Source organism: Gelidibacter salicanalis, from assembly GCF_016469035.1.
GTDB classification, from domain to species: domain Bacteria; phylum Bacteroidota; class Bacteroidia; order Flavobacteriales; family Flavobacteriaceae; genus Gelidibacter; species Gelidibacter salicanalis_A.
This window is the reverse complement of the sequence record NZ_JAEHJZ010000047.1, coordinates 42,078-64,707: the sequence shown is the minus strand read 5'-3', so window position 1 is coordinate 64,707 and position 22,630 is coordinate 42,078. Positions and strand designations below refer to the sequence as shown.

The 22,630-nt window shown below is 37.8% G+C and carries 16 protein-coding genes; 4 read left to right on the top strand and 12 right to left on the bottom strand.

All coding sequences use genetic code 11. The features are described from left to right. The first annotated feature begins 16 nt into the window (after positions 1 to 16). Both JEM65_RS17615 and JEM65_RS17610 read left to right on the top strand, forming a co-directional pair. A complete protein-coding gene (locus JEM65_RS17615) occupies positions 17 to 2,179 on the top strand; it encodes an endonuclease MutS2 (RefSeq protein WP_199602497.1) in 2,163 nt (720 codons plus the stop codon). 207 nt (positions 2,180 to 2,386) lie between these two features. Beyond that, the gene (locus JEM65_RS17610) at positions 2,387 to 2,803 is read left to right on the top strand and encodes a thiol-disulfide oxidoreductase DCC family protein (protein WP_199602496.1); all 417 of its coding nucleotides are present in this window, start codon (positions 2,387 to 2,389) and stop codon (positions 2,801 to 2,803) included. 369 nt (positions 2,804 to 3,172) lie between these two features. Here the strand turns inward: JEM65_RS17610 and JEM65_RS17605 are convergent, their stop codons facing one another. The 3 genes from JEM65_RS17605 to JEM65_RS17595 are packed head-to-tail and all read right to left on the bottom strand — an operon-like array spanning position 3,173 to position 6,895. After that, positions 3,173 to 4,213, bottom strand: coding sequence for a glutathione synthetase (locus JEM65_RS17605; RefSeq protein WP_199602495.1), 1,041 nt, complete (start codon positions 4,211 to 4,213; stop codon positions 3,173 to 3,175). A gap of 12 nt (positions 4,214 to 4,225) precedes the next feature. Further along, positions 4,226 to 6,064, bottom strand: a complete 1,839-nt coding sequence (locus JEM65_RS17600) for a flavohemoglobin expression-modulating QEGLA motif protein (RefSeq protein ID WP_199602494.1) — start codon at positions 6,062 to 6,064, stop codon at positions 4,226 to 4,228. Then, complete coding sequence (locus tag JEM65_RS17595) at positions 6,065 to 6,895, bottom strand: N-formylglutamate amidohydrolase (RefSeq protein WP_199602493.1); 831 nt, start codon at positions 6,893 to 6,895, stop codon at positions 6,065 to 6,067. Positions 6,896 to 7,120: 225 nt separating this feature from the next. Between JEM65_RS17595 and JEM65_RS17590 the strand changes: the two genes are divergently transcribed. Beyond that, positions 7,121 to 8,026, top strand: a complete 906-nt coding sequence (locus tag JEM65_RS17590) for an EamA family transporter (RefSeq protein WP_199602492.1) — start codon at positions 7,121 to 7,123, stop codon at positions 8,024 to 8,026. 2 nt (positions 8,027 to 8,028) lie between these two features. Here JEM65_RS17590 and JEM65_RS17585 read toward each other — a convergent pair whose 3' ends face one another. From JEM65_RS17585 to JEM65_RS17575, 3 genes are all read right to left on the bottom strand, one after another. Further along, positions 8,029 to 9,474 (bottom strand): dicarboxylate/amino acid:cation symporter, encoded by a 1,446-nt coding sequence (locus tag JEM65_RS17585; RefSeq protein WP_199602490.1) that lies wholly within the window; start codon positions 9,472 to 9,474, stop codon positions 8,029 to 8,031. An 85-nt stretch (positions 9,475 to 9,559) separates the two neighbouring features. Next, the gene (aroC, locus tag JEM65_RS17580) at positions 9,560 to 10,627 is read right to left on the bottom strand and encodes a chorismate synthase (RefSeq protein ID WP_199602488.1); all 1,068 of its coding nucleotides are present in this window, start codon (positions 10,625 to 10,627) and stop codon (positions 9,560 to 9,562) included. A gap of 211 nt (positions 10,628 to 10,838) precedes the next feature. Continuing rightward, the gene (locus JEM65_RS17575; protein ID WP_199602483.1) at positions 10,839 to 13,766 is read right to left on the bottom strand and encodes an FAD-binding and (Fe-S)-binding domain-containing protein; all 2,928 of its coding nucleotides are present in this window, start codon (positions 13,764 to 13,766) and stop codon (positions 10,839 to 10,841) included. 145 nt (positions 13,767 to 13,911) lie between these two features. On the opposite strand from JEM65_RS17575, the gene JEM65_RS17570 reads away from it, so the two are divergent. Further along, positions 13,912 to 14,412 carry a hypothetical protein gene (locus JEM65_RS17570; RefSeq protein WP_199602481.1) on the top strand — a complete coding sequence of 167 codons (501 nt, stop codon included), beginning with the start codon at positions 13,912 to 13,914 and terminating at the stop codon, positions 14,410 to 14,412. Positions 14,413 to 14,579: 167 nt separating this feature from the next. Here the strand turns inward: JEM65_RS17570 and JEM65_RS17565 are convergent, their stop codons facing one another. From JEM65_RS17565 to JEM65_RS17540, 6 genes are all read right to left on the bottom strand, one after another. Further along, the gene (locus JEM65_RS17565) at positions 14,580 to 15,602 is read right to left on the bottom strand and encodes a helix-turn-helix transcriptional regulator (protein WP_199602479.1); all 1,023 of its coding nucleotides are present in this window, start codon (positions 15,600 to 15,602) and stop codon (positions 14,580 to 14,582) included. A 58-nt stretch (positions 15,603 to 15,660) separates the two neighbouring features. After that, on the bottom strand, positions 15,661 to 16,800 hold the full coding sequence (gene bshA, locus JEM65_RS17560) for an N-acetyl-alpha-D-glucosaminyl L-malate synthase BshA (protein ID WP_199602477.1): 1,140 nt from the start codon (positions 16,798 to 16,800) through the stop codon (positions 15,661 to 15,663). Positions 16,801 to 16,935: 135 nt separating this feature from the next. After that, entirely contained in the window at positions 16,936 to 19,851 is a 2,916-nt protein-coding gene (locus tag JEM65_RS17555; protein ID WP_199602475.1) for a glycoside hydrolase family 3 N-terminal domain-containing protein, read from the bottom strand. Positions 19,852 to 20,064: 213 nt separating this feature from the next. After that, positions 20,065 to 20,550, bottom strand: coding sequence for an ABC transporter ATPase (locus JEM65_RS17550; protein ID WP_199602473.1), 486 nt, complete (start codon positions 20,548 to 20,550; stop codon positions 20,065 to 20,067). An 11-nt stretch (positions 20,551 to 20,561) separates the two neighbouring features. Then, positions 20,562 to 21,785, bottom strand: a complete 1,224-nt coding sequence (gene serB / locus JEM65_RS17545) for a phosphoserine phosphatase SerB (RefSeq protein WP_199602472.1) — start codon at positions 21,783 to 21,785, stop codon at positions 20,562 to 20,564. After that, entirely contained in the window at positions 21,785 to 22,576 is a 792-nt protein-coding gene (locus JEM65_RS17540) for a (Fe-S)-binding protein (RefSeq protein WP_199602470.1), read from the bottom strand. The genes serB and JEM65_RS17540 overlap by 1 nt, the downstream gene beginning before the upstream one ends. Positions 22,577 to 22,630: the final 54 nt, after the last annotated feature.

Below are 22,630 nucleotides of genomic sequence, written 5' to 3'. Positions count from 1 at the left end.
GATCTATCAAAAGCGAATGCACATTCACGAGAAAACACTTAAAGACATTGAATTTTACACCGTCCTCGAGCAAATGGCGGCACATTGCATCACTCATTTAGGAAGAGAAAAAGCGCTACTGACGACACCGTTTACAAAAAAAGAAGCCTTGTGGACGGCGTTATCACTTACAAACGATTATTTAGCGTCATTTGATAACGATAACCGCATTCCAACGCATGGATTTGAGCCCATAACCAACGAGATTAAACTTCTTAATATTGAAAACTCGTATTTGGAAACCATCAGTTTCAAAAAAATTAAAGCCATTTCTTTGGTGAGCAATGAAATTATCAACTTTTTAAAGAAGTTTAAAGAGTACTATCCCAACCTGTTTGAATATGCTTCACATATTACGGTTACTACAGATATCATCACACAGATTGATTCGGTTATTGATCGTTTTGGGGATGTTAAGGACAACGCGTCAGATGAACTTTTTAGACTCCGGCAAGATATTAATGTTGTCAGAGGGAAAATAAATCAAAGTTTTGGATCTGCATTAAGCTCCTACAGTGGCATGGACTACTTAGATGACATTAGGGAATCAGTAGTGGAAAACAAACGGGTTTTGGCTGTAAAAGCAATGTACAGGCGCAAAGTAAAAGGCACCATTTTAGGTGGAAGCAAAACAGGAAGTATTGTTTATATTGAACCCGAAGCCACCTTCAGATACACACGGGAACTCAATAATTTAGAGTTTGATGAACAGGAAGAAGTGACGAGAATATTAAAACAGCTCACTAATTACATCAGGCCTTTTCAGAGTTTGCTAAAGGCGTACCAGCTGTTTTTGACAGAATTGGATGTGATCTATGCAAAAGCAAAATATGCGGCATCCATTCATGGCATTTTACCAGAAATTACTGATAATAAAGATTATGTTTTAAGGGACGCCATTCATCCGTTGCTGTATATATCGAATCAAAAGAAGAATGTCAAAACGTTTTCGCAATCTATAGCGCTCCATCCTGAGAACAGAATTATTGTAATTTCAGGACCTAATGCGGGCGGTAAAAGTATCACTTTAAAAACGGTTGGCTTGTTGCAGGTCATGCTGCAAAGCGGCTTGTTAATTCCTGTTCATGAACGCAGTAAAGTGTGTTTGTTTGATCGGATTTTGACTGATATTGGCGATAATCAATCGATAGAAAATCATCTGAGCACCTACAGTTACCGCTTAAAACAGATGAATTATTTCTTGAAAAAGTGCAACAAAAACACGCTCTTTTTGATTGATGAATTTGGAACCGGGAGTGATCCAGAATTGGGAGGTGCTTTAGCGGAAACCTTCTTGGAAGAATTTTACCATAGAGAAGCGTTTGGGATAATTACCACCCACTACTCCAACCTTAAAGTATTGGCCAATGAGTTGCCCTTTATGCAAAACGCCAATATGATGTTTGATGAAAAAACCTTGGAGCCCATTTTTAAATTGGCTTTGGGCCAAGCGGGAAGCTCGTTTACTTTTGAAGTGGCACAAAAAAACGGCATTCCGTTCAGTTTGGTCAATCGGGCGAAAAAGAAAATAGAACGCGGAAAAGTGCGTTTTGACGCTACCATAGCCAAACTTCAGAAAGAACGCAGCAAACTCGAAAAAACAGAACAGTCCTTAAAATTAAACGAAAGAAAAACACAATCTGAGGCCGAAAAGCTAGAAGAGACTAACCTCAAAATTCAGAAGAAACTGGAAAGCTATCAAGAATTGTATGATAGTAATCAACGTTTGATTTATTTGGGTCAGAAGATAAATGATCTGTCGGAAAAATATTTTGACAACAATAAAAAGCGAGAGCTGATGGACGAGTTGTTCAAATTAGTGCAGATTGAAAATTCGAAACGAAAGAAAACCTCTCCCAAAGTAAAAAAGGTCCAGAAATCTAAAGAACAAAAAGTCATTAAAGAGGCTGAAAAAACGGTTGAAGTTATCCGTCAAAAAAAGAAAGCCGCCAAAATAAAAGTAGATGCAGCACCAAAACCGAAACCACTTTTTAAAGTTGGAGACCGCGTCCGGTTGCAAGATGGTAGAGCTGTAGGGAGCATTGACAAAATTGAAAAAAACAAGGCCTTTATCAATTACGGAATATTTACGACCAGCGTGAGTATGGACCAATTGGAGTTGGTGGAAAAGATGAAGTAGTTGGTATTTCTGGACGGCTGAAGAGGGGATTAAGGAATGACGATTGACGATTGACGATTGACGATTGTAGATTGTAGAAGTTAGGAAATAGTGAGAACTACTAACTGAATACTGCTAACTGAAGACTGCTAACTGAAAACTGAGAACCGACAACCGACAACCGACAACCGAATATAAAATTAAACTATTATTAGAGAAAGAAAATCCATGGCCATAAATTTAGAAAAGAACAAACAACTCATCCTTTTTGATGGCGTCTGCAATCTTTGTAATTCTTCAGTGCAATACGTCATTAAACACGATCAGCAGGATATTTTTAGATATACAGCATTGCAAAGTGAGGTGGGCCAGGAAATTTTAGAACACTATAAGATAGACACCTCAAAAACTGATTCCATCCTACTCTATTCTGAAGAAAATGGTATTTTCTACAAATCGACCGCAGCTTTAAAAATTGCTTCTCAATTGGGGTTTCCAAGAAATATAATGGTCATTTTCATTATTATCCCGCCATTTATCAGAAATTGGGTTTATGATTTTATTGCTAAGAACAGATACAAATGGTATGGCAAGAAGGACGAATGTATGATTCCCACGCCGGAGCTTAAATCGAAGTTTTTGTAAATCACACTTTAAAATCATTCATGTTCTATAAAGAATCAAGACCGCTGCGCTTATAGTCCCGATAGCCATCGGGAAAAGAGCAAAGAGTTGATTATAACTGAGTGATAAACAATCGTTATTATAAATTAATTTGTCCAACCACTCTAATTGAAATTAGGTTCAAAAAGCAAGGGGTCATTTTTAAGATCTCGTGCCAGGTTTGCTTTATTTTTACTTGTTTTAATATAGATGAAGCCGTCTCATAACTAATTGAAACGGCTTTTCTTATGTTTTTCTCTTGGATAGCTGTCCGAGAATGGTTCTCAAATACTCAACTCTCAGATAGGTTGTATAAGTATTGAGACATACTCTTATGCTAGAACCTTTTAGTTATAAGGTTGCCAATCTACTATTGTAAAGGTAGTCATTATACATGCTCTTATAATAGACTTTACGTTCAATGGACTCGATCACGGGAGTTGCAAAATCTGCATCGTACATTTGTCCCATGACGTTTAATCCACCCGGACTGAAAACATTAATCTCCATCAATTTTGAACCAACAATATCAATGCCTACCAAAAACATACCGTCTTGAACGAGTTTAGGTCTCACAATATCTGCCAATTCCATAATTTGGTCCGTCATTTTTACTTTTTGAGGTTTCCCTCCTGCGTGAATATTGCTTCTGATGTCTCCTGAAGCATTGACTCTTTGCATCAACGCATATGCTCCATTGACCTGCAATGGCTCACCATTCATTAAAAATAAACGGGTATCACCTCCCGTAGCTTCCGTAAGATATTCTTGTGCAATTACAAAGCCATCTCTACAAATGGCATCAATGGTTTGGGATAAATTATGTTCATTTTTCTTATCCATCATAAAGACGTTTGTGCCTCCAGATCCTTGTAAAGGTTTTAGAATCATCTTTTGTTTCTGCTCCTTGAAAAACTCCTTGATCTCATTGTGATCTCTGGTAATAATAGTCTTTGGACGAAGTATTTCCGGAAAATGCTGAAAGTACATTTTATTGACAGCTCCAGCCAAACTACTTGGGTGGTTCAGTACAATAACACCGTTTCTCATGGCAATTTCTCCAAAAATAAAGGCCGCATTATAGGCCCAATCGCGTTCATTAATTTCATCAGCAGGATTGTTCCTTAAGAAAAGCACGTCTAATTCTTCCGATGATAAGGTTGTAAACTCTTCCTTTTGAACAGCTTTAAAATACGTTTCTTCGCTTTTAAAAGTCCGTTCTTTTATCGTTTTACAACGCACGGAGAGATGTCCTTTAGAGGCATAAGACAATTCGCCTACCCCAATAAAATAGACCTCATGGCCTCTTTTATAAGCTGCATAGCCTAAAGCAGGTGTTGTGTAATTCCACTTTTCTGTGGCATGGTCATTTATTATAAATGCTATCTTCATTTGTTATTTAATTTAATTTACAAGTTCAACAATGTTTATGCCTTCACGTAGTTTTTGTAATCGGACCTTAACATCGTCACGATCTAAAAATCTTGGTAAAATTGGCTGTTTTAGTACCTTACGGTAAAGTAATTCTTCAATTAATTTAATATGCGTCACATTAAACTTACCTGTATAAAGCGGTTCAAGTTTGCCGCCATTTTTCAAATACGCCATCAAGTCTATAAGTCCTGCCAAATAAACCGCGTCTTTGGTAAGTCCGCCACCTCTATATACACGCATGCTAATGTAGTATGCCACATGGGCCGGGAAGGCGTAGGTTGTTCTTAGCAGATTAAAAGTTTGGATAAAAGTGGCATTATCTACCATAGATTGTACCGCAATAACCCTTCCGGCCAACAATCGGAGCCTATTTATGGTTAAGCCACCCACCAAATATTCGGCAATTACGGCCAAACCTTCCTGCAATTGGTCATAACCTTCAAACCCTTCGTACATTTGCTTTATCGGCTGACTTTTACCGTTGCAATAGGTTAAAATATGGGTTCCAATTTCATGTTGAATGAGGGCGTCACATCTATTGACATCCAAATTCATTTCATCATTAATCAGCAATTTTGATTTTGAGACCATGATACCGGCAACATCGTCTCTAATTTCAATGCCGAGATCTAGGTCTGGAAATTGCAGAGCGTAATGATCTAGTTCCCTTTGGGCGTGTTTTGCAAATTCAACACCGTTATAACGTTCTGAACTGGTGATGGTTTCTGCTTTGGGATACACTTGCAAGATGTTTTTTGCGACCTCTAAAATATCATCTCTAATCACGCCATAAAGACTTTCTCCTATAAATCGAAAATTATCTGTACCACGTTCTTCCAACATCATCAATTGCTTCTCTATTTCAAGACGCTTCCCCCTTAAAATAAAGGCGATGGTTGGATCTTCTATGAGATCTAATGGGATGTTAAAGAGTTTACGTTTTTCAAGCTCTGGATCAATGGCAAGCAGTCGGTATTTAAATGAAGGAACGGTTTCAAAATTGTTTTGCTCAAATTTGTCCCATTCTTCATTACTATTTACAGGTGTTACTCTTAGCAGAAACGACATACCTTCGCTAATCTCTGCCAATTTGGTGTCTGAGGACAAGGTTACCGCGTCAATATGGGTTTTACCGAGCATCAAATAATTTTCAAATGCATCTGTAGTCTGCACTCTTATAAATTCATAAACCGCCCGTTTGATTGTTTCAGAAAAAATGGTATAAAACTTTCTGAAAAATAAAGAAAACAATTGATCGGTTGCGGTGTTTTTATATACTACAGGTATCGAAACGCCTATAACAAGCGTACCCTGTTTTTTAGACTTGTCGATGTCCACTAGAGGTAACAAGTGCTTTGGATGTCTAAATTCAGTTTGAATGATCTGAGACCCAACATTTCCCAAGGTTTTTTTTATTTCGCTAAACCCCTCGCTCAAGGCATTCAACGTTTCTAATGATTTATTTTTAGGACCGTAAATTTGAAACTGATTTTTTAAAGTATCAGCATTTGGCCACAATTCTAAAATCAAGAAGGTGTCAAATTTTTCAGAAGTCATTAATCTGATGGCTTCGAGAAGATGTGAAATGTCAATAGTTTCGTCTACAATAACGTAAGACGCCTGTGTTTTTAAAAGTCTTGCAAAATACACATCGCGTTCTTTATATCTATAAACACAAATAAATGGTAGAAGTTTGTCAATATGCAAGACACCCTTATTGGGCAGCTCCACATTTACAGGAACATTTTCTGTAATGTTTTTGCAAATAGTTTCAACTAATTCAGCATCTATATGGTAATCTTCAATCATTTAATTGGAGTAAATATTATAAAAATTTGAGGCGTGTTCGGGCAATCGCGTTCTAAGTCCTTTTCTGATGGCGGAAACTACTTCTGGATAGATGACCTGACTTTCTTCATCACAATAAATCTTGGCCACTTCCGTGGCTAAAACCAAAGTGTGAGGAAAATTGGTGGTGATGAATTTTAAAAAATAACCATTGCCCTGAAAGGTATCATTGACTTTGGCTGTTGTTGGGATGCCTTTAGGTAATTTAATTTCAGAAAGGTCTTTTCGCCAATCTTCGATTGAATTTTTATAACGTTCATTATCGATATTGGAGGTCCCTAAATTCCATGTGGGCACTTCCCTATCCCAACGTTTCCAATTATAACTATGCATATCGTAAACAATACAGCATCCAAATTTTTGCTCTAACGCTGTAATGAGCGCATGAACAATTTTATAGAAATTCTGGTGTTTTTCAAGACTTCTCGATTTCTCATCTTCGCTTAATGGTTCCTTCCAAAGCTTTTTGCCCCAAGCATCGTCATAAATGGCATTGTCTGGGTCGCGATTCAAATCATATTCAAATCTGGAGTCTAAGCCTGAAATGACTATGGGATGATGTTTTACCATATTTTCAGTCTCTGGATCCTCTTCATACCAACGGTCGTATGCCGTATGTAGGCATTTTGCCCATAATTCTTTTCTAAATTGATGGCCATTATGCACTGCTGCACAGACATACGGAACGTAATCGTCAATTTTTATGGTGAAGGCGTAATCAGAAGACACTGCATGGAACAATTCTTCAGCTTCTATTTTTAAGATGATGTCTTCAATTGATAATTTTTGCATAAGATCTCTAACATTATTTAAAAGTGAAAGTTAAGGTTTTAAAAGCCTTCCGGTGGACTCATATCCTCACAATTGTATCGATTTCTGCTTTGTAGGCCAGTATTAACAATTTATTAGTATTTCATTACCCCACAACCCGTTTAATCATCAAAAACTTCTTATGATTATAATAATATACGTGTGTGTATTTGAATACATTTGCAATCTTATTTTAAATGGATTGCGATGAACTCTAAATATTATGTTGCAGTTATTACCGCCTTTAGTATTTGGGGCTTTTTTAGTGTGGTGCTTAAATCGCTGGACGCGTTTACAGCATTCGATATTTTGAGTTATCGTACGTTGGGTTCTGTAATGATCATGCTTTTTGTGACCTTAGTACTGCGGCCTAAAGCTTTGAAAACCAATCTAAATTTGTTTAAGACGCTAGGGAAACTTGACAAACGACGGATTATTGTTGTCAACATCTTAAGCGGTTTGTTTTTGGCGCTCAATTGGTATATCTATATATATGTCATGAACAACGTCAGTGTTAGCGCTACTTCATTGGCGTATTTGCTCTGTCCTATTTTAACCATGGTGTTGGCGTATTTGATACTGAAGGAAAAGCTTTTTAAACTGCAATGGGTTGCTGTGGTATTGAGTTTAGTAGGATGTTTGGTCCTTTCTTTAGGAAATTTAACCGACTTGTTTTACAGTATGATTATTGCCCTTTCCTACGCCTTGTATTTGGTGTTGCAGCGCAAGAACCAGGAATTGGACCGGTTTTTAGTTTTAACCTGTCAGGTGTTTTTTGCAGTGGTCTTTCTATTGCCTTTTATAATCAGCTATGACTCTCCAAACGAGAAAACACCGTTCTTTTATGGCATGTTAGCGTTAATTGCTGTGGTTTTTACCATCATTCCTATGTTTCTTAATATCTATGCGCTAAGAGGTTTAAACTCTTCTGTTGTTGGGGTGTTTATTTATTTAAATCCGCTTATTAATTTCGTGCTGGCCATCTTTTATTTTGGTGAAGAGATCAGCCTTTTGGAAGCGATATGTTATATCTTGATAGTCATTTCTATAGTTGTTTTCAACTTTTCAGCAATCAAAAACAGGATTAACAGAAGGCGTGCCGCGCACATTTGATTTTAAGAATCGAGATCAAAAGTTTCCGTTGGGCTTTTCTTGTCTTTATAATCCAACATATTTTCGCCGTCGGCAATGATAGAGCACACAGTAGCATCTCCCGTTACGTTAACCACGGTTCTAAACATATCTAAAATACGATCCACAGGGAAAATAATAGCAATCCAGGCTGGGTTAAGGCCTACAGAGTCCAATACAATTATCAACATTACCAGACCTGCACTTGGTACCGCCGCTGAACCAATTGAGGCCAAAGTAGTAGTCATTACAACGGTGATTTGCTGACCTATGGTTAAATCAATCATGTGCAACTGCGCTAGAAAAATCACCGCCACCGCTTGGTACAGACTCGTGCCATCCATATTGACAGTAGCACCAATAGGGAGCACAAAGCTGCTTATTTTTTTGTTGACACCTAGGTTCTGTTCTACGCACTCCATGGTTACGGGAAGGGTTGCAGCACTACTTGATGTAGAGAATGCCAAGGTTTGTGCGGGACTCATTGCTTTAAAGAAACCAGAGTAAGGAATTCTCTTTACGAAGCCTTTCAATATTAAAGGATAGGTAATAAATATCATTATGAGCAGTCCGGATAACACGGTTAAAGAATACCAGCTCAAGCCTTTAAATATCTCAATTACTTTTCCAATGTCATCACCTGCCATTTTACTGACCACCCCGGCTAATAAGGCAAATACAAAAAACGGGGCGGCTTGCATCACTAAGTCTACCATTTTGAGAAACACTTCATTAATACCGTCCACCAAATTTAGTACGGGGGCCGATTTTTCGTCGGGAATAAACAACAGTGAAACACCGAAGAAAATAGCAAAAAAGATGACCTGTAACATCAATCCGTTATTGGATAGCGAATAAAAGAAGTTGTCTGGCACAATGTCAACCAATGGCTGTAAAGGTGTCGTTTCTTTTTGCTTACCAGCGGTTTCAATCTTATCTGATACTGAAACTGCTCTCAAGTCTTTCTTGGTCAAATCAGAAATTTCTTGGGCGCGCTTAAAATATTCAGGATCTTTTAAATAGTTAATTCCGTCTTTAATCTGATAGCCTTGAGAATCGGCCCAAATTTCGTAATTGATCCGGTTGTCTATGCGGCTCTGTTTGTCAATCAGTTTACCTGGTTTTATGGTATTTACCAACAGTAACCCTAACGAAATTGCAAGAATTGTGGTTACCAAATACATCCCTAAGGTCTTCCCGCCCATGCGTCCTAAACTTTTAGGATCGCCAATATTAGCAACCCCACTTATAATGGAAAATAACACCAATGGAACGGCAATCAATTTTAATAAATTGATAAAAATAGTGCCAAACGGATCAATCCAATTAATGGTAAAAGCGCTCCAGCCCATTGTACTGGATACTAATGCCCATATAATACCCAGGACCATTCCGATGATGATTTTCCAGTGTAGTGCTAATTTTTTCATGTAAATAAATATAATTTTATTCCCGCGAAGGCGGGAATCTTTTCATTTCTAAACAGATAATTTCGAAACGGAGTCTGTCTCGATATTAGTTATGAGACTCCTGCTTGCGCAAAAGTTGGTAATCTGCTAAAACCAAGGCTGCCATGGCCTCTACAATAGGGATGGCTCTTGGCACCACACATGGGTCATGCCTACCTTTACCCTGCATTTCTACAATATTACCTTTATTATCGAGTGTGTTTTGTTTTTGAATAAGGGTGGCTACAGGTTTAAATGCAACCCTAAAATAAATATCCATACCATTGCTGATGCCGCCTTGGATGCCTCCAGATAAATTGGTTTTTGTAGTGCCGTCTGCATTGAATTGATCGTTATGATCACTGCCCTTCATTTTAGCACCGCAGAATCCGCTGCCGTATTCAAAACCTTTAACGGCGTTAATAGAAAGCATTGCCTTGCCGAGTTCCGCATGTAATTTATCAAAAACAGGTTCTCCAAGTCCAACCGGTAAGTTTTGAATCACACAGGTCACTGTCCCACCAATGGTGTCGCCTTGCTTCCTGATTTCTCTGATGCGCTCAATCATTTGATTTGCAATTGTTTCATCAGGGCAACGTACAGTGTTACTTTCAATCTTTGAAAATTCTAATTCTTGGTAAGGTTTCTCTAAAAATAGATCGCCAACAGAAGACGTGTACGCATAAATCTTCACGTCTTTGAGCATTTGTTTGGCTATGGCACCGGCAACAACGCGACATGCAGTTTCTCGGGCTGAGCTCCTGCCACCACCTCTATAATCACGTACGCCATATTTCTGGTCATAAGTGTAATCAGCATGACTGGGGCGGTATACGTCCTTTATATGGGAATAGTCATTAGACTTCTGATTGGTGTTTTTAATCATAAAACCTATGGGCGTTCCTGTAGTTTGTCCTTCAAAAATCCCCGATAGAAATTCGACTTTGTCTGACTCTTTTCTTTGGGTTACAATATCTGATTGTCCCGGTTTACGACGGTCCATTTCTAATTGGATGGCTTCAAAATCTAACTTTATGCCGGATGGGCAACCATCAATTACGCCGCCAATAGCGACACCATGAGACTCGCCAAAAGTGGTGAGTTTGAACAATTTTCCGAAGGAATTCCCTGCCATATAATTTGTTTTATGCTAATGTAATTGTATTCTGAGAGAAACAAAAATAGGATTTTAAAACCTTTTTAGGTTTTTTAATTTATAAAATCCCAACACTACTTGTTAAGGTGTTCAAAATCAATTTATTGTATTTTAATTAATTGCGACTGGTCGGATATTATTAGTAACTATACCAATCAGTGACTCCTATTTTTCTATTTCTACAAATGTGTTATACTAGTGCGCGTCTCAGAATAGTGATGGGATGTAAGGCCTCCCTCTGTGTACCATCTTTAATTTGATGTCTGCAACTGGTTCCATTTGCTGAAATCACCGTGCCTTCTGAAGCTAATCTCACCGCAGGGAACAATGTTTGCTCCCCTACTTGCATGCTGACCTCATAATGTTCCTTTTCATAACCAAAACTCCCTGCCATACCGCAGCAGCCACTTGGAATTATGGTGACTTTATAATTTTCTGGCAGATTCAAAACAGCAAAACTCGAGAGTTGGTTTCGCAGTGCCTTTTGATGGCAATGCCCATGGAATTTGATCGTTTTAGCTTCTGTTGTAAATTGCGAAGCCGTAATGTTGTTCAACAGTATTTCCTGTTGAATGAATTCTTCGATCAACAAGGTGTGCTTAGCAATGCTTTTGGCTGCTTGTTTATTGTCGGCGAGTTTTGGGTATTCATCAGTAAAAGTTAAGATTGCGGAGGGTTCGATACCGATTAATGGCGTCTCTGCAGAAATCAAATCCTTAAACAAAGCAACATTGGTATTGGCTACTTTTTTAGCTTGTTCCAATAATCCTTTAGATAAAAATGCACGCCCAGATTCAGCGTGTGAAACGAACTTAATTTGATAATTCAAACCCCTTAGTAAGTTGATTGCATCTCTTCCAATGGCCGCGTCCAAATGGTTGGTAAACTCATCATTAAAAAAATAAATTGTCTTAATAAATTTTTTATCAACTATTTGATTTTTACAATTTTTAATATAGTTATCTAAACTTTTAATTGAAATTAATGGTAAGGTTCGTTCTTTGGCTATTTTGAAGATGCTCTTTATAATTGAGGAGGTTAACGGGTTAGTGAAAAAGAAATTTGTGAGCTGAGGAACCTTGCTGGCCAAATTGTTCAAATCATTGTTATAAGCAAACAGTTTTGTTCTTAATGAAACGCCATTTGCCTTTTGGTATTGGTATTGAAATTCCGCCTTTAAACTGGCCACATCCACACTGCTGGGGCATTCACTAGCACAAGCTTTACAACTCAGGCAAAGATCAAATACTTCTTTTAATTCGTGATGGTCAAATTTGTTGGCTTTGTTTGAATTGGTCAAAAACTCGCGTAAGGCATTTGCTCTAGCACGGGTGGTGTCTTTTTCGTTTCTGGTGGCTCTGTAGCTCGGGCACATCGTTCCGCCAAATTCAGGAAGTTTTCTACAGTCGCCAGAGCCGTTGCATTTTTCAGCTTCCCTTAAAATACCTAAAGAGGCAGAAAAATCCAATAAGGTTTCTATTTCCGGCTCGGTTCTATCCGGTTGGTACCGCAAGTCTTCATCCATGGGATAGGCGTCAACAATTTTCCCTGGATTGAAAATATTGTACGGATCGAAGAGGCTTTTTATACGTTTTAACAACTGATAATTCTCGTCCCCAATCATCAACGGGATAAATTCAGCTCTAACAATTCCATCGCCATGCTCGCCACTCATCGAGCCCTGATATTTTTTGACCAGATGCGCCACGTCCGTCGTAATTTGTCTAAAGAGCGTTACATCTTCACTCTTTTTAAGGTTTAAAATGGGTCTTAAATGTAATTCTCCCGCACCAGCGTGTGCATAATAAATGGCTTCTTGATTATGACCTTTCATCAGTTGTGTAAACTCGCTAATATAATTGGCTAAATCCGGTAACGCTACCGCAGTATCCTCTATACATGCCGCCGATTTTTTATCGCCTATCATATTGCCTAAAAGTCCCAATCCTGCTTTTCGCAGCTCTACCGCTTTTTCAATCTCGTTTCCTATCAGAACAGGAGCAGCGTAACTCAATCCCGATTCCTGAATTGCTTTTACAAGGGCATCCGTTTGTTGTTGTACAGCTTCGAAGGTAGTTGCGCGTACTTCACACATTAATATGGCTTGAGGATCATCAATGATAAAAGCTCTATTTTCTGCTTGTGTTTTATTTTGTTTGGTACAGTCTAAAATGGTTTTATCCATCATTTCACAGGTAAAAAGATGGTGCTGCATGGTCATTTCGACACTTTGCAAACAGGCTTCAATAGTGTGAAAATGCGCGGCCACCATCATACTTTCACTTGGTGGGAGTGCATCTAACTTTAAAGTGATTTCTGTGGTAAACGCTAAGGTGCCTTCACTTCCCGATAAGAGTTTACACATATTGAACTGCTCTGAGCTTGGGTTAAACACGGCGCTCTTTAATAGCTCATCAATAGCGTACCCTGTATTTCTTCTGTGGATTTCAGGTTTTGGAAAATTATCTTCAATGCGTTGTTGTACCTGTTCTGGTTGTAGTTCTTCAAAGATGTTTTGATAGATACGACCTTCTAAGGTATCCATTTTGGTTTTTTCGAAAAATTCATCCTTAGTCGTGTTCTTAAAGACCGCCTCGCTTCCATCGCTTAAAATAGTCTTCATTTGGACCACTTTATCTCTGGTAACACCATATTGAATGGAAGTGGTGCCAGAAGAATTGTTCCCCACCATGCCGCCAATCATACACCGATTGGACGTTGAGGTGTTTGGTCCGAAAAACAACCCGAATGGTTTTAGGTAATTATTAAGTTCATCCCGTACAACACCTGGTTGCACTGTAACCGTTTGTGCCTTTTCATTGATGTCGAGGATTTTTGTAAAATGTTTAGAAACATCTACCACAATACCTTCGCCTACACATTGTCCCGCTAAAGAGGTTCCTGCCGTGCGTGGAATTAAAGAGGTTTTATGGATTTTTGCAAACTTAATCAGCAATTTTATGTCCTTTATAGTCTTTGGATATGCAACGGCAATGGGTAATTTTCTATAAACAGACGCGTCTGTAGCATAGAGCGCTTTCATTAAATTGTCTGTAAAAAATTGGCCTTCCAGTTCATTTTTAAGGTCTTGGAATGGCGTGTTAAGGTCTTTAAGCATTGGGATGTGTGAGATTCTTGTTTGTTGTTAAAAGAATACCCTAAAATTAGGGGTATTTAACGAATTTTAACAGAAAGTTGGCGGATTATTTTGTTAATTATAACAATTCAAAATGTATTTTTGTTTAAACTTAAAAACTTTAATTATGAAAAAAATATTTTTAATTGCGGTTGCTTTTATTGGCGGCTCTATGATGATGAACGCTCAGGATATTGCTGAAAATGCTATTGGGTTACGTTTAGGAGACAGTGACGGCTTTGGGGCTGAAGTCTCTTACCAACGTGCATTAGGCGCAGACAATCGTTTAGAATTGGATTTAGGAATTAGAAGTGGAGATAAATATGATGGCTTTAAACTAGCAGGTATTTACCAATGGGTATGGAACATTGATGGGGGTTTTAATTGGTATGCGGGTCCTGGAGCAGGTATTGCGAATTACAGCTATGATGATGATTATCGTCTGCCTAATAGAGATGACAGTGAAACTTTTGTTTTTATTGCAGGTCAAGTAGGAATTGAATATAATTTTGACATTCCATTAATGCTATCATTAGACTTTAGACCAGAGTTAGGTTTTGGAGATGATTATTTTGGGAATGATGATTTAGATTTTGATATTGCCTTAGGGATCAGATACCAATTCTAATATCTAATAATCCACCGCTTCCGTAGTGAAGCTTATACTAAAGAAGAAGCCGTCTCAACACTAGTTGAAACGGCTTTTTTTATAGTATCTTCTCGGGACTCTCCTAGAGTGCTCTTCAAATATGCAAAGCTCAGAATGGTTTAAGAATTAATAAGACACTTTCTCTTTTATGACTTTTTTAAATACATATTCCGATACTCGGTAGGTGTCATATTGTAGGCTTCCCTAAAAATTTTGGAAAAGTAGCTACGACTCGTTAACCCGATTTTATAGACCACTTCTGAAATGTTGAAATTTGTATCCCTCAACAACGATGAGGCAAGGTCTAAACGTACTTCATTGATATAATTATTTACCGTGGTTTTGTATAGAACTTTAAAACCTTCTTGTAATTTTGCATCGGTCAGGCCAACTTCTCTACCAATGTCGCTAATGGTATAGGTTTTTTCAATGTTCTGTTTAATAACCTGGACTGCTTCTTTTACCTTAGACACTTCATATTGTCTTAAGACGTGACGGTTTTCTTCATTGTTTAAGTCGTCTTGGTACTGCACAATTTGTTTCCCCAGCAATTGATATCCACAACTAATCATAAAAATATATCTAAGGAAAAAGCTGTCCTGAAAAGCTTTTATATCTTCAAATACTTCGGCAAGCGCCAAACTGTAATACCCTTCATGATAAAAGCTATTTGTGGCCCAAACATCTCCAAATATAGCTTCAAGATCTGTTTTAATGAGTTCGGAGGCGCATTCATCATGAAGCGTAAAACGTTCTCTGTCCATTTCTAGACTGTACAGATTGATCTCCTGATCTTTCTGAAATCGAATGACATGGCCATTGTAATCTTTGCTCGCGACAATTGCCTGCTGGTATTCTTGTAAGTCATGAAGTTGCTCTTCATTAGAAAACCGATGGTCAAAATGACCCTTTGTACAGTAGAGAAATTTTAAGGGATGCGTAAAATCCTTAACAAACTGGATTTCTATATCCATGTTAAATTGACAATTGTATTCAATGATGCCCAATCCAGACTCGAGCATCATAGCTTTTATATAGCCTTTACCAACCTTTTCAGTGAGTTCTAAATGATACTCCTTACAATTGAGCTGGTAGGGTATTTGAAATGCTTCAGCCAAATCGAGAATGACTAAATCTACTGGCAAAGAATTAACTTTAATCGTAACCATGTACTTTGAAATTTTGCCTTCCAGTAAATCGAGTTTAAGGAAGAGGGTAAAGATAGCGTTATTTTGCTAACAGACTTTCTTTTAGGGTTCGAACGTAAATAGCTTCGTATTGTGGTACGACCTTACTGATACCAAATTTTGCGGCTTCTTTTGCAGCATTCACTTTAAAGGTATCGAGTCGTTGATCATCACTTAAAATATAAATGGCATTGTTTGACATATCTTCTACATCATTCACATTACTTAAAAAACCTGAGACACCCTCAATGTTAACTTCTGGAATGCCACCGGTATTACTTGAAATTACAGGGACCCCCGAGGCCATGGCTTCTAAAGCTGCCAAACCAAAACTTTCTGTTTGCGAAGGCAATAGAAACAAATCACTAAAGCAAAGAATCTTATCAATCTCATTACTGTTACCAAAAAAAACGACTTTATCTTCAATTCCCAATTTTACGCAAAGACGTTCTGCTTCCAACTTTTCAGGCCCCTCACCTACCATCAGCAACTTTGCAGGCATTTGTTTTTGAATGTTATAAAATATTTTAATGACATCAGGAATCTGCTTTACTTTGCGGAAGTTACTAATATGAGTTATAATTCTTTCATTGGCATCAGCTATTATATGGCGCTGACAATCTGAAAAATGTGTTTTATGTCGGCTAAAATCTATAAAATTAGGCACCACGTCAATCTCGTTTTTAATATCAAAGAGACGCATAGTCTCATCTTTTAAACTTTGAGACACAGAGGTTACCGCATCTGATTTGTTGATGCTAAAGGTGACAGCCGGTTTGTAAAACGGATGGCTGCCTACCAATGTAATATCTGTACCGTGAAGTGTAGTCACAATAGGCACGTAGATGCCTTCTTCTTGCAGCATCATTTTTGCCATATAGGCGGCATAGGCATGTGGAATTGCATAATGCACATGTAAGATTTCAATACCGTGCAACTTCACCATGTCTACTAACTTACTGGACAGTGCCAATTCATAGGGTTGGTATAAAAACAGCGGATATTCAGGAACATTAACTTCATGATAGTGCACATGGCTGCCCAATAGATCCAGTCTGACAGGTTGACTATACGTGATAAAATGGATTTCATGACCGCGTTTTGACAAGGCGAGACCCAACTCGGTTGCCACTACACCACTACCACCAAAGGTTGGGTAACATACAATTCCTATTTTCATGTTTTGATTTTTAAGTGATGAGCACCAAAATGCACCTATGGTTTTGGCGGCAAAGTTAGAGATTTTAAAGTTAAATTTTTGTAAGCTCTAAAGATTGTCGCTTCAAACTTTAAGTGCTTACAACTGACACGCTTTTTAATCAATGATTGCTTCATAGATCAGCCGTTGGATTTCGGTTCTAATCCCTTTCTTAATCAAGGTGTTGTTAGCAGCGGAAGGATAAGTTCTATTGGACAAAAATACATAAACAATTTCCTGATCAGGATCAGCCCAAGCGTAAGTACCTGTAAATCCGGAATGTCCAAAACTAGATAATGAAACACATCCGCAGGTTGGTCCGGCCGTCCCCAATTGAGGTTTATCAAATCCAATCCCTCTTCTTACTCCAGTTTCGCAATAATAACAGGTGTTAAATTTGTCAATGGTTTCAGTATTTAAATATCGTTTTCCTCCATAAAACCCTTTTTGAAGGTACATCTGCATCATTTTTGCAATGTCATTGCTATTGCTAAAAATACCTGCATGGCCACCAACACCATTTTGCATAGCTGCTCCCATGTCATGCACATAGCCTTGAATGGTTTGATATCTGTAATAATTATCTTCTTCAGAAGGTACTAATTGCGTATTGCTAAATTTGGATGATGGATTATAAGTGGTGTGGTTAGCGCCCAAAGACTGGTAAAAATGCTCTTGGACCAACTCATCCAATCCTTTTTGATAATGGCGCTCAATATATTTTTTCAGAATAAAATACGGGAAATCACTATATCTGTAACGTAATGTTGGTAGCAAATCTGTGTCTCTAATTATTTTTTGAAGGGTGTCAGGATAATCATGTCTCAAATACATCTCCTCGGCCACCTTTACGTTAAACATCGGGCTCGACGTTCTTCTATAGTATTTGGGATCGGGTTTCTTAGCAGCATCTAAAGTAGCTGTGTAGAAGGGGATCCATGGCTTTAGTCGTGCATAATGAGAGAGCATCTGTTTTAAGGTGATGTTCTTTTTATTGGATTCTCTATACTCTGGTAAAATTTGAGACAGTTTAGTTTCCGTAGAGACCATACCCTGTTCTTCCAATTCCATCAGTAATGGCAAGGTTGCTAAAATTTTTGTCAGCGAAGCAACGTCGTACATATCATCTAAATCGACCATCTCATTACCGTCATAGGTATGTTTTCCAAAGGCTTTATTGTAAATAACTTTTCCTCTTCTGGCTACCAATAACTGCAATCCAGGTGCCGCTTTAAGGGCAATAGTAATTTTAGCCATAGAGTCCAGTTTTTTCAATTTTTCTGAACTCATCCCAACTGATTCGGGAAGTCCATAGCTTAAGGATTCTAAACTGTTATAGATAAATCCCTTCCCAACTTTAAAGTTTTCTCCGGTAGATACTGGCAAGGTTCCTTTTGCCGGAATGGCTCCAAAAATAAGTTGTGCCGATTTACGCATGGAAATCTCACTATTTTGATAACTCACCACGATTCCTTCTATGTTTTTTATAGAATGTAAATCGATAAGTGCATACGGACGCGCAAAAACATCCAACACCACGGTGTTGGTGCGTGCAATTTCATAAAGCCAAGTCAGCTCCTTTTCTGAAAACTGATACGGTTTCCATGGATTGACGTTCGATTTGTGAAAGCCTACAATAACCGTATTGTAATTTTGAAGCTTGGTCAAGAGTTCATCTAACTTATCAGCTTTGATGTTGTGCACTTTAGTGTATTTTCTTAATTCCTCTAGATATGCCGAATTATCAACCGCATCACCCATTTCTACATAAGCAATTTTTTTTGTTTCCAAATGTCTTAAAGGCAGGATTTGCTTTTGATTACGCACCACGGTAATGGCGTTTTCCATGAGCTGTTCGTAGAGCAGATCGTCTTTTAATCTGTTAAGGTCCTTTACAAGATTTTTAGTGCCTATGGGCACATATTTATTAAGGCCTACCTTGTATTTGGCCATTAAAATCTTTTTAACTGAATGTGCCAAACGTTCTTCCGTATATACTTTAGACTCATATGCTGCGACCATTTTATCAATGGCTACAGGAATGTTTTCAGAAATTAATAGCACATCATTTCCTGCCATAAACGCAGCCAGATCAATATCTCCAGGTTTACTAAAGTTAGACACCCCTTTCATTTCTAAAGCATCTGTAAAAATTAAGCCTTCAAATTGTAAGCGCTCCTTTAAAAGATCAGTAATAATACGTTTAGATAAAGAAGATGGTGTACCAAGTTTGGGTTCTAGACTGGGCACGTTTAAATGAGCCACCATAACACTGGACAAGCCTTCATTGATCAGTTTTTTATAAGGATAGAGCTCTATGGAGTCAATGCGTTTTTCATTAAAATTTATGGTAGGGAGCGTTTTGTGACTATCAGTATCTGTATCACCATGCCCTGGAAAATGTTTCGCATTGGCCAATACACCAGCGCCTTGGATTCCTTTCATAAACGCCAAGGACTTTGCAGTTACATTATCTCTATCCTCTCCAAAAGAGCGGTTGCCAATAATCGGGTTTTTAGGATTGGTATTGATATCTACGTCAGGCGCAAAATTAAAATGGACTCCAATACGTTTGCAATGCTCACCAAGCTGTTTGCCCATTTGCTCTATAAGATTATTATCAGTAATGGCACCAAGGGTCATATTATACGGAAATGCATAAGTAGAATCTAAGCGCATGCTCAACCCCCATTCTGCATCCATACCAATCAACAGCGGTACTTTGGAAATGGCTTGGTACCGGTTGTTTAGCTTGGCTTGTTTTACGGGGCCACCTGTGGAATAGATAAGACCACCAATGTGATACTCGTTAATGAGCTTGGCAACTTCAGCCTCATTGGATTTATTACCGTTAGACAATGCCCTGGCCATAAACAACTGACCAATGCGCTGACGAAGATCCATGTTGTCATAAATATGATCTACCCATTTTTGTTGTGCTACTGCATCCTTTGTTGCCAATGGATTTTTAGAGTTCTGGGCAGAACTTTTAAAAATAAAAAAACATAAAACGAGGGAAACAAGTAATCGCATAGAATATTAGGTCTTTTAAGCTGGGTGTTAGGGGTAATGAAGTAGCAAAATACCACTTTTCAAGGAAGTGGATGAAATTTTAAGATAGTTTTATAACGAACGGAACAATCAAATAGTATTACTTTTAAGAACGCAATCCGATACCTAAAAATGGCATTCAATGCGTTTAAAAAGAATAGAAATTACGATGAATGCCAAGTAGCGCGTAAATTTTTATTTAAGAAAACGACTGTGCCAACTTTCACTGGCAGGAACTTCCCAATTTTCATTAAACTCCGCAATATTATGAACCAAATTGTTAAAGACAATTGTGTTTTTTGACACCGCTTTTTCCTTAGCCATTTTTTTGAAATCCAATAGGGTTTTATAGGCTACAAAATCGCCTTGTTTGTAAGACACATTCATTTTGTCCATAAGATCTACATTGTAATCTTTCTCCAATTGTTGGATAAAATGAACAGACGCATCAATACTACAACCTGTTGCTTTATTTAGGTTCTGATTTAAGGCAATAATGATAAACCGTTTATATTTAATAATATAACCAGATTCTAAGTCACTTCCGTGAGCTGTCCAGTTGGTTATAAATGTGTCCAATTTAGATTCCAGTTCTTCAATTTCATCATCGGTAAACGATCGGTTGGCTTGATAGATCCAAACTTTGGATTCTTCTGGTAAGGTATTAAAATCAACTAGCATTTTTATTGTTTTTATTCAATTAAATCAATATATCTATCATGGTATCCTAATAAGTATAATACCCCATCTAGACCTATACTCGATATGGCACTTTGTGCATTGTTTCTCACTTTTGGTTTGGCATGAAAAGCAATCCCCAATCCTGCTAAACTAAGCATAGGTAAATCATTTGCACCGTCGCCAACAGCTATGGTCTGATTGATATCAATACCTTCTTTATTTGCTATATCTTGCAGGTATTCTGCTTTTTTATCACCATCAACAATGGCACCAATATAATTCCCTGTGAGCTTACCATTTTTAATTTCTAATTCATTTGCATACACATAATCAATACCTAATTCCTTTTGTAAATAGTTTCCAAAATAGGTGAATCCACCCGATAATATAGCCGTTTTAAAACCATATTTTTTAAGGGTATCAATGAGTCTTCTGGCACCTTTGGTAATTGGTAAATTGATAGCCACATCATGTAATACATCTTCACTTAAACCTTCCAAAAGTTTCATTCTGCGAATAAAACTTTCGTTAAAATCAATTTCACCTTGCATAGCAGCTTCCGTGATTGCTTTTACTTCATCTCCAACACCTGCCAATTCAGCTAATTTATCAATCACTTCAGCCTGAATTAAGGTAGAATCCATATCAAAACATACTAACCTTCTGTTTCGTCTATAAATATTATCTTCTTGAAACGCGATGTCTACATCTAAATCATGCGAAATTTGCATGAATTTTTTTGTAAATTCACGTTTATCATCAATTTTACCTCTAATGGATAATTGTATGGAGGCTCTTGGATAATCCTCTTTTTTAGTTAGGGATAAACGACCGGTAAGTCTTTTTATAGAATCAATGTTTAAGTTTTTATCTGAAATAACTTCAGTGACTTTAGAAATCTGCTCTGCAGTTAATTTTTCTCCTAAGATGGTAATGATGTACCGATCTTTGCCTTGATTGCCAACCCACTTTTCATAATTTTCAGATGAAATTGGTGTAAATTTGGCCTTAACTCCTAGCTCATAAGCTTTAAATAATAGATCTTTTAATACTGCTGCTGATTTAGGGCCTGACTCAATTTCAAACAAAAAGCCCAATGATAACGTGTCGTGTATATTGGCTTGTCCGATATCTAAAACTTTAGCGCCATAGTGTGCTAAAACATTAGTTAAACCTGATGTTAAACCAGGTTTATCCTGTCCTGAAATGTTTAATAGAAATATCTCGTGGGTCATTATAGATCTTGTGCATTTGCAATTAACTCTGCAATATCCATAACCGCAATTTCAGATTCTTTATCCTTGGCTTTTACGCCATCAGTCATCATGGTATTACAAAATGGGCAACCTGCGGCAATAATTTCTGGTTTGACGTCTATAGCTTGTTCGGTACGTGCAACATTCACTTCTTTAGTACCTGGTTCTGCGTCTTTAAACATTTGAGCTCCGCCGGCACCACAACATAATCCGCGGGATTTGCAGCTTTTCATTTCTACCAACTCAGCATCCAACTTCCTGATCAACTCTCTTGGCGCTTCATAGATATCATTGCCACGACCCAAATAACAAGGGTCATGAAAGGTGATGCGTTTACCTTTAAATTGACCGCCTTCAATGGTCAGGCGCCCTTCATCTAAAAGTGATTTTAGGAACTGCGTATGATGCATAACTTCATAATTACCACCAAGTCCTGGATATTCATTTTTTAGGGTATTGAAACAATGCGGACAGGCCGTAACGATTTTCTTAATTTCATAAGCATTAAGCACTTCAATATTGGTCACTGCCTGCATTTGAAAAAGAAATTCATTCCCGGCACGTTTTGCGGGGTCTCCCGTACAACTTTCTTCTGTTCCCAGGACTGCAAAATTAACGTTGGATTTATGTAGCAATTTGACAAAAGCTTTGGTGACTTTCTTTGCTCTATCATCAAAACTCCCCATGCAACCTACCCAAAAGAGTACTTCTGGTTGCTTCCCTTCGGCCATATATTCTGCCATTGTTGGCACTTTCAATGTGTTGCTCATTTTAATAAGTTTGTTAGTTTTTGAGTTTAGGTTTTAAACTTATATGCTGCTAAC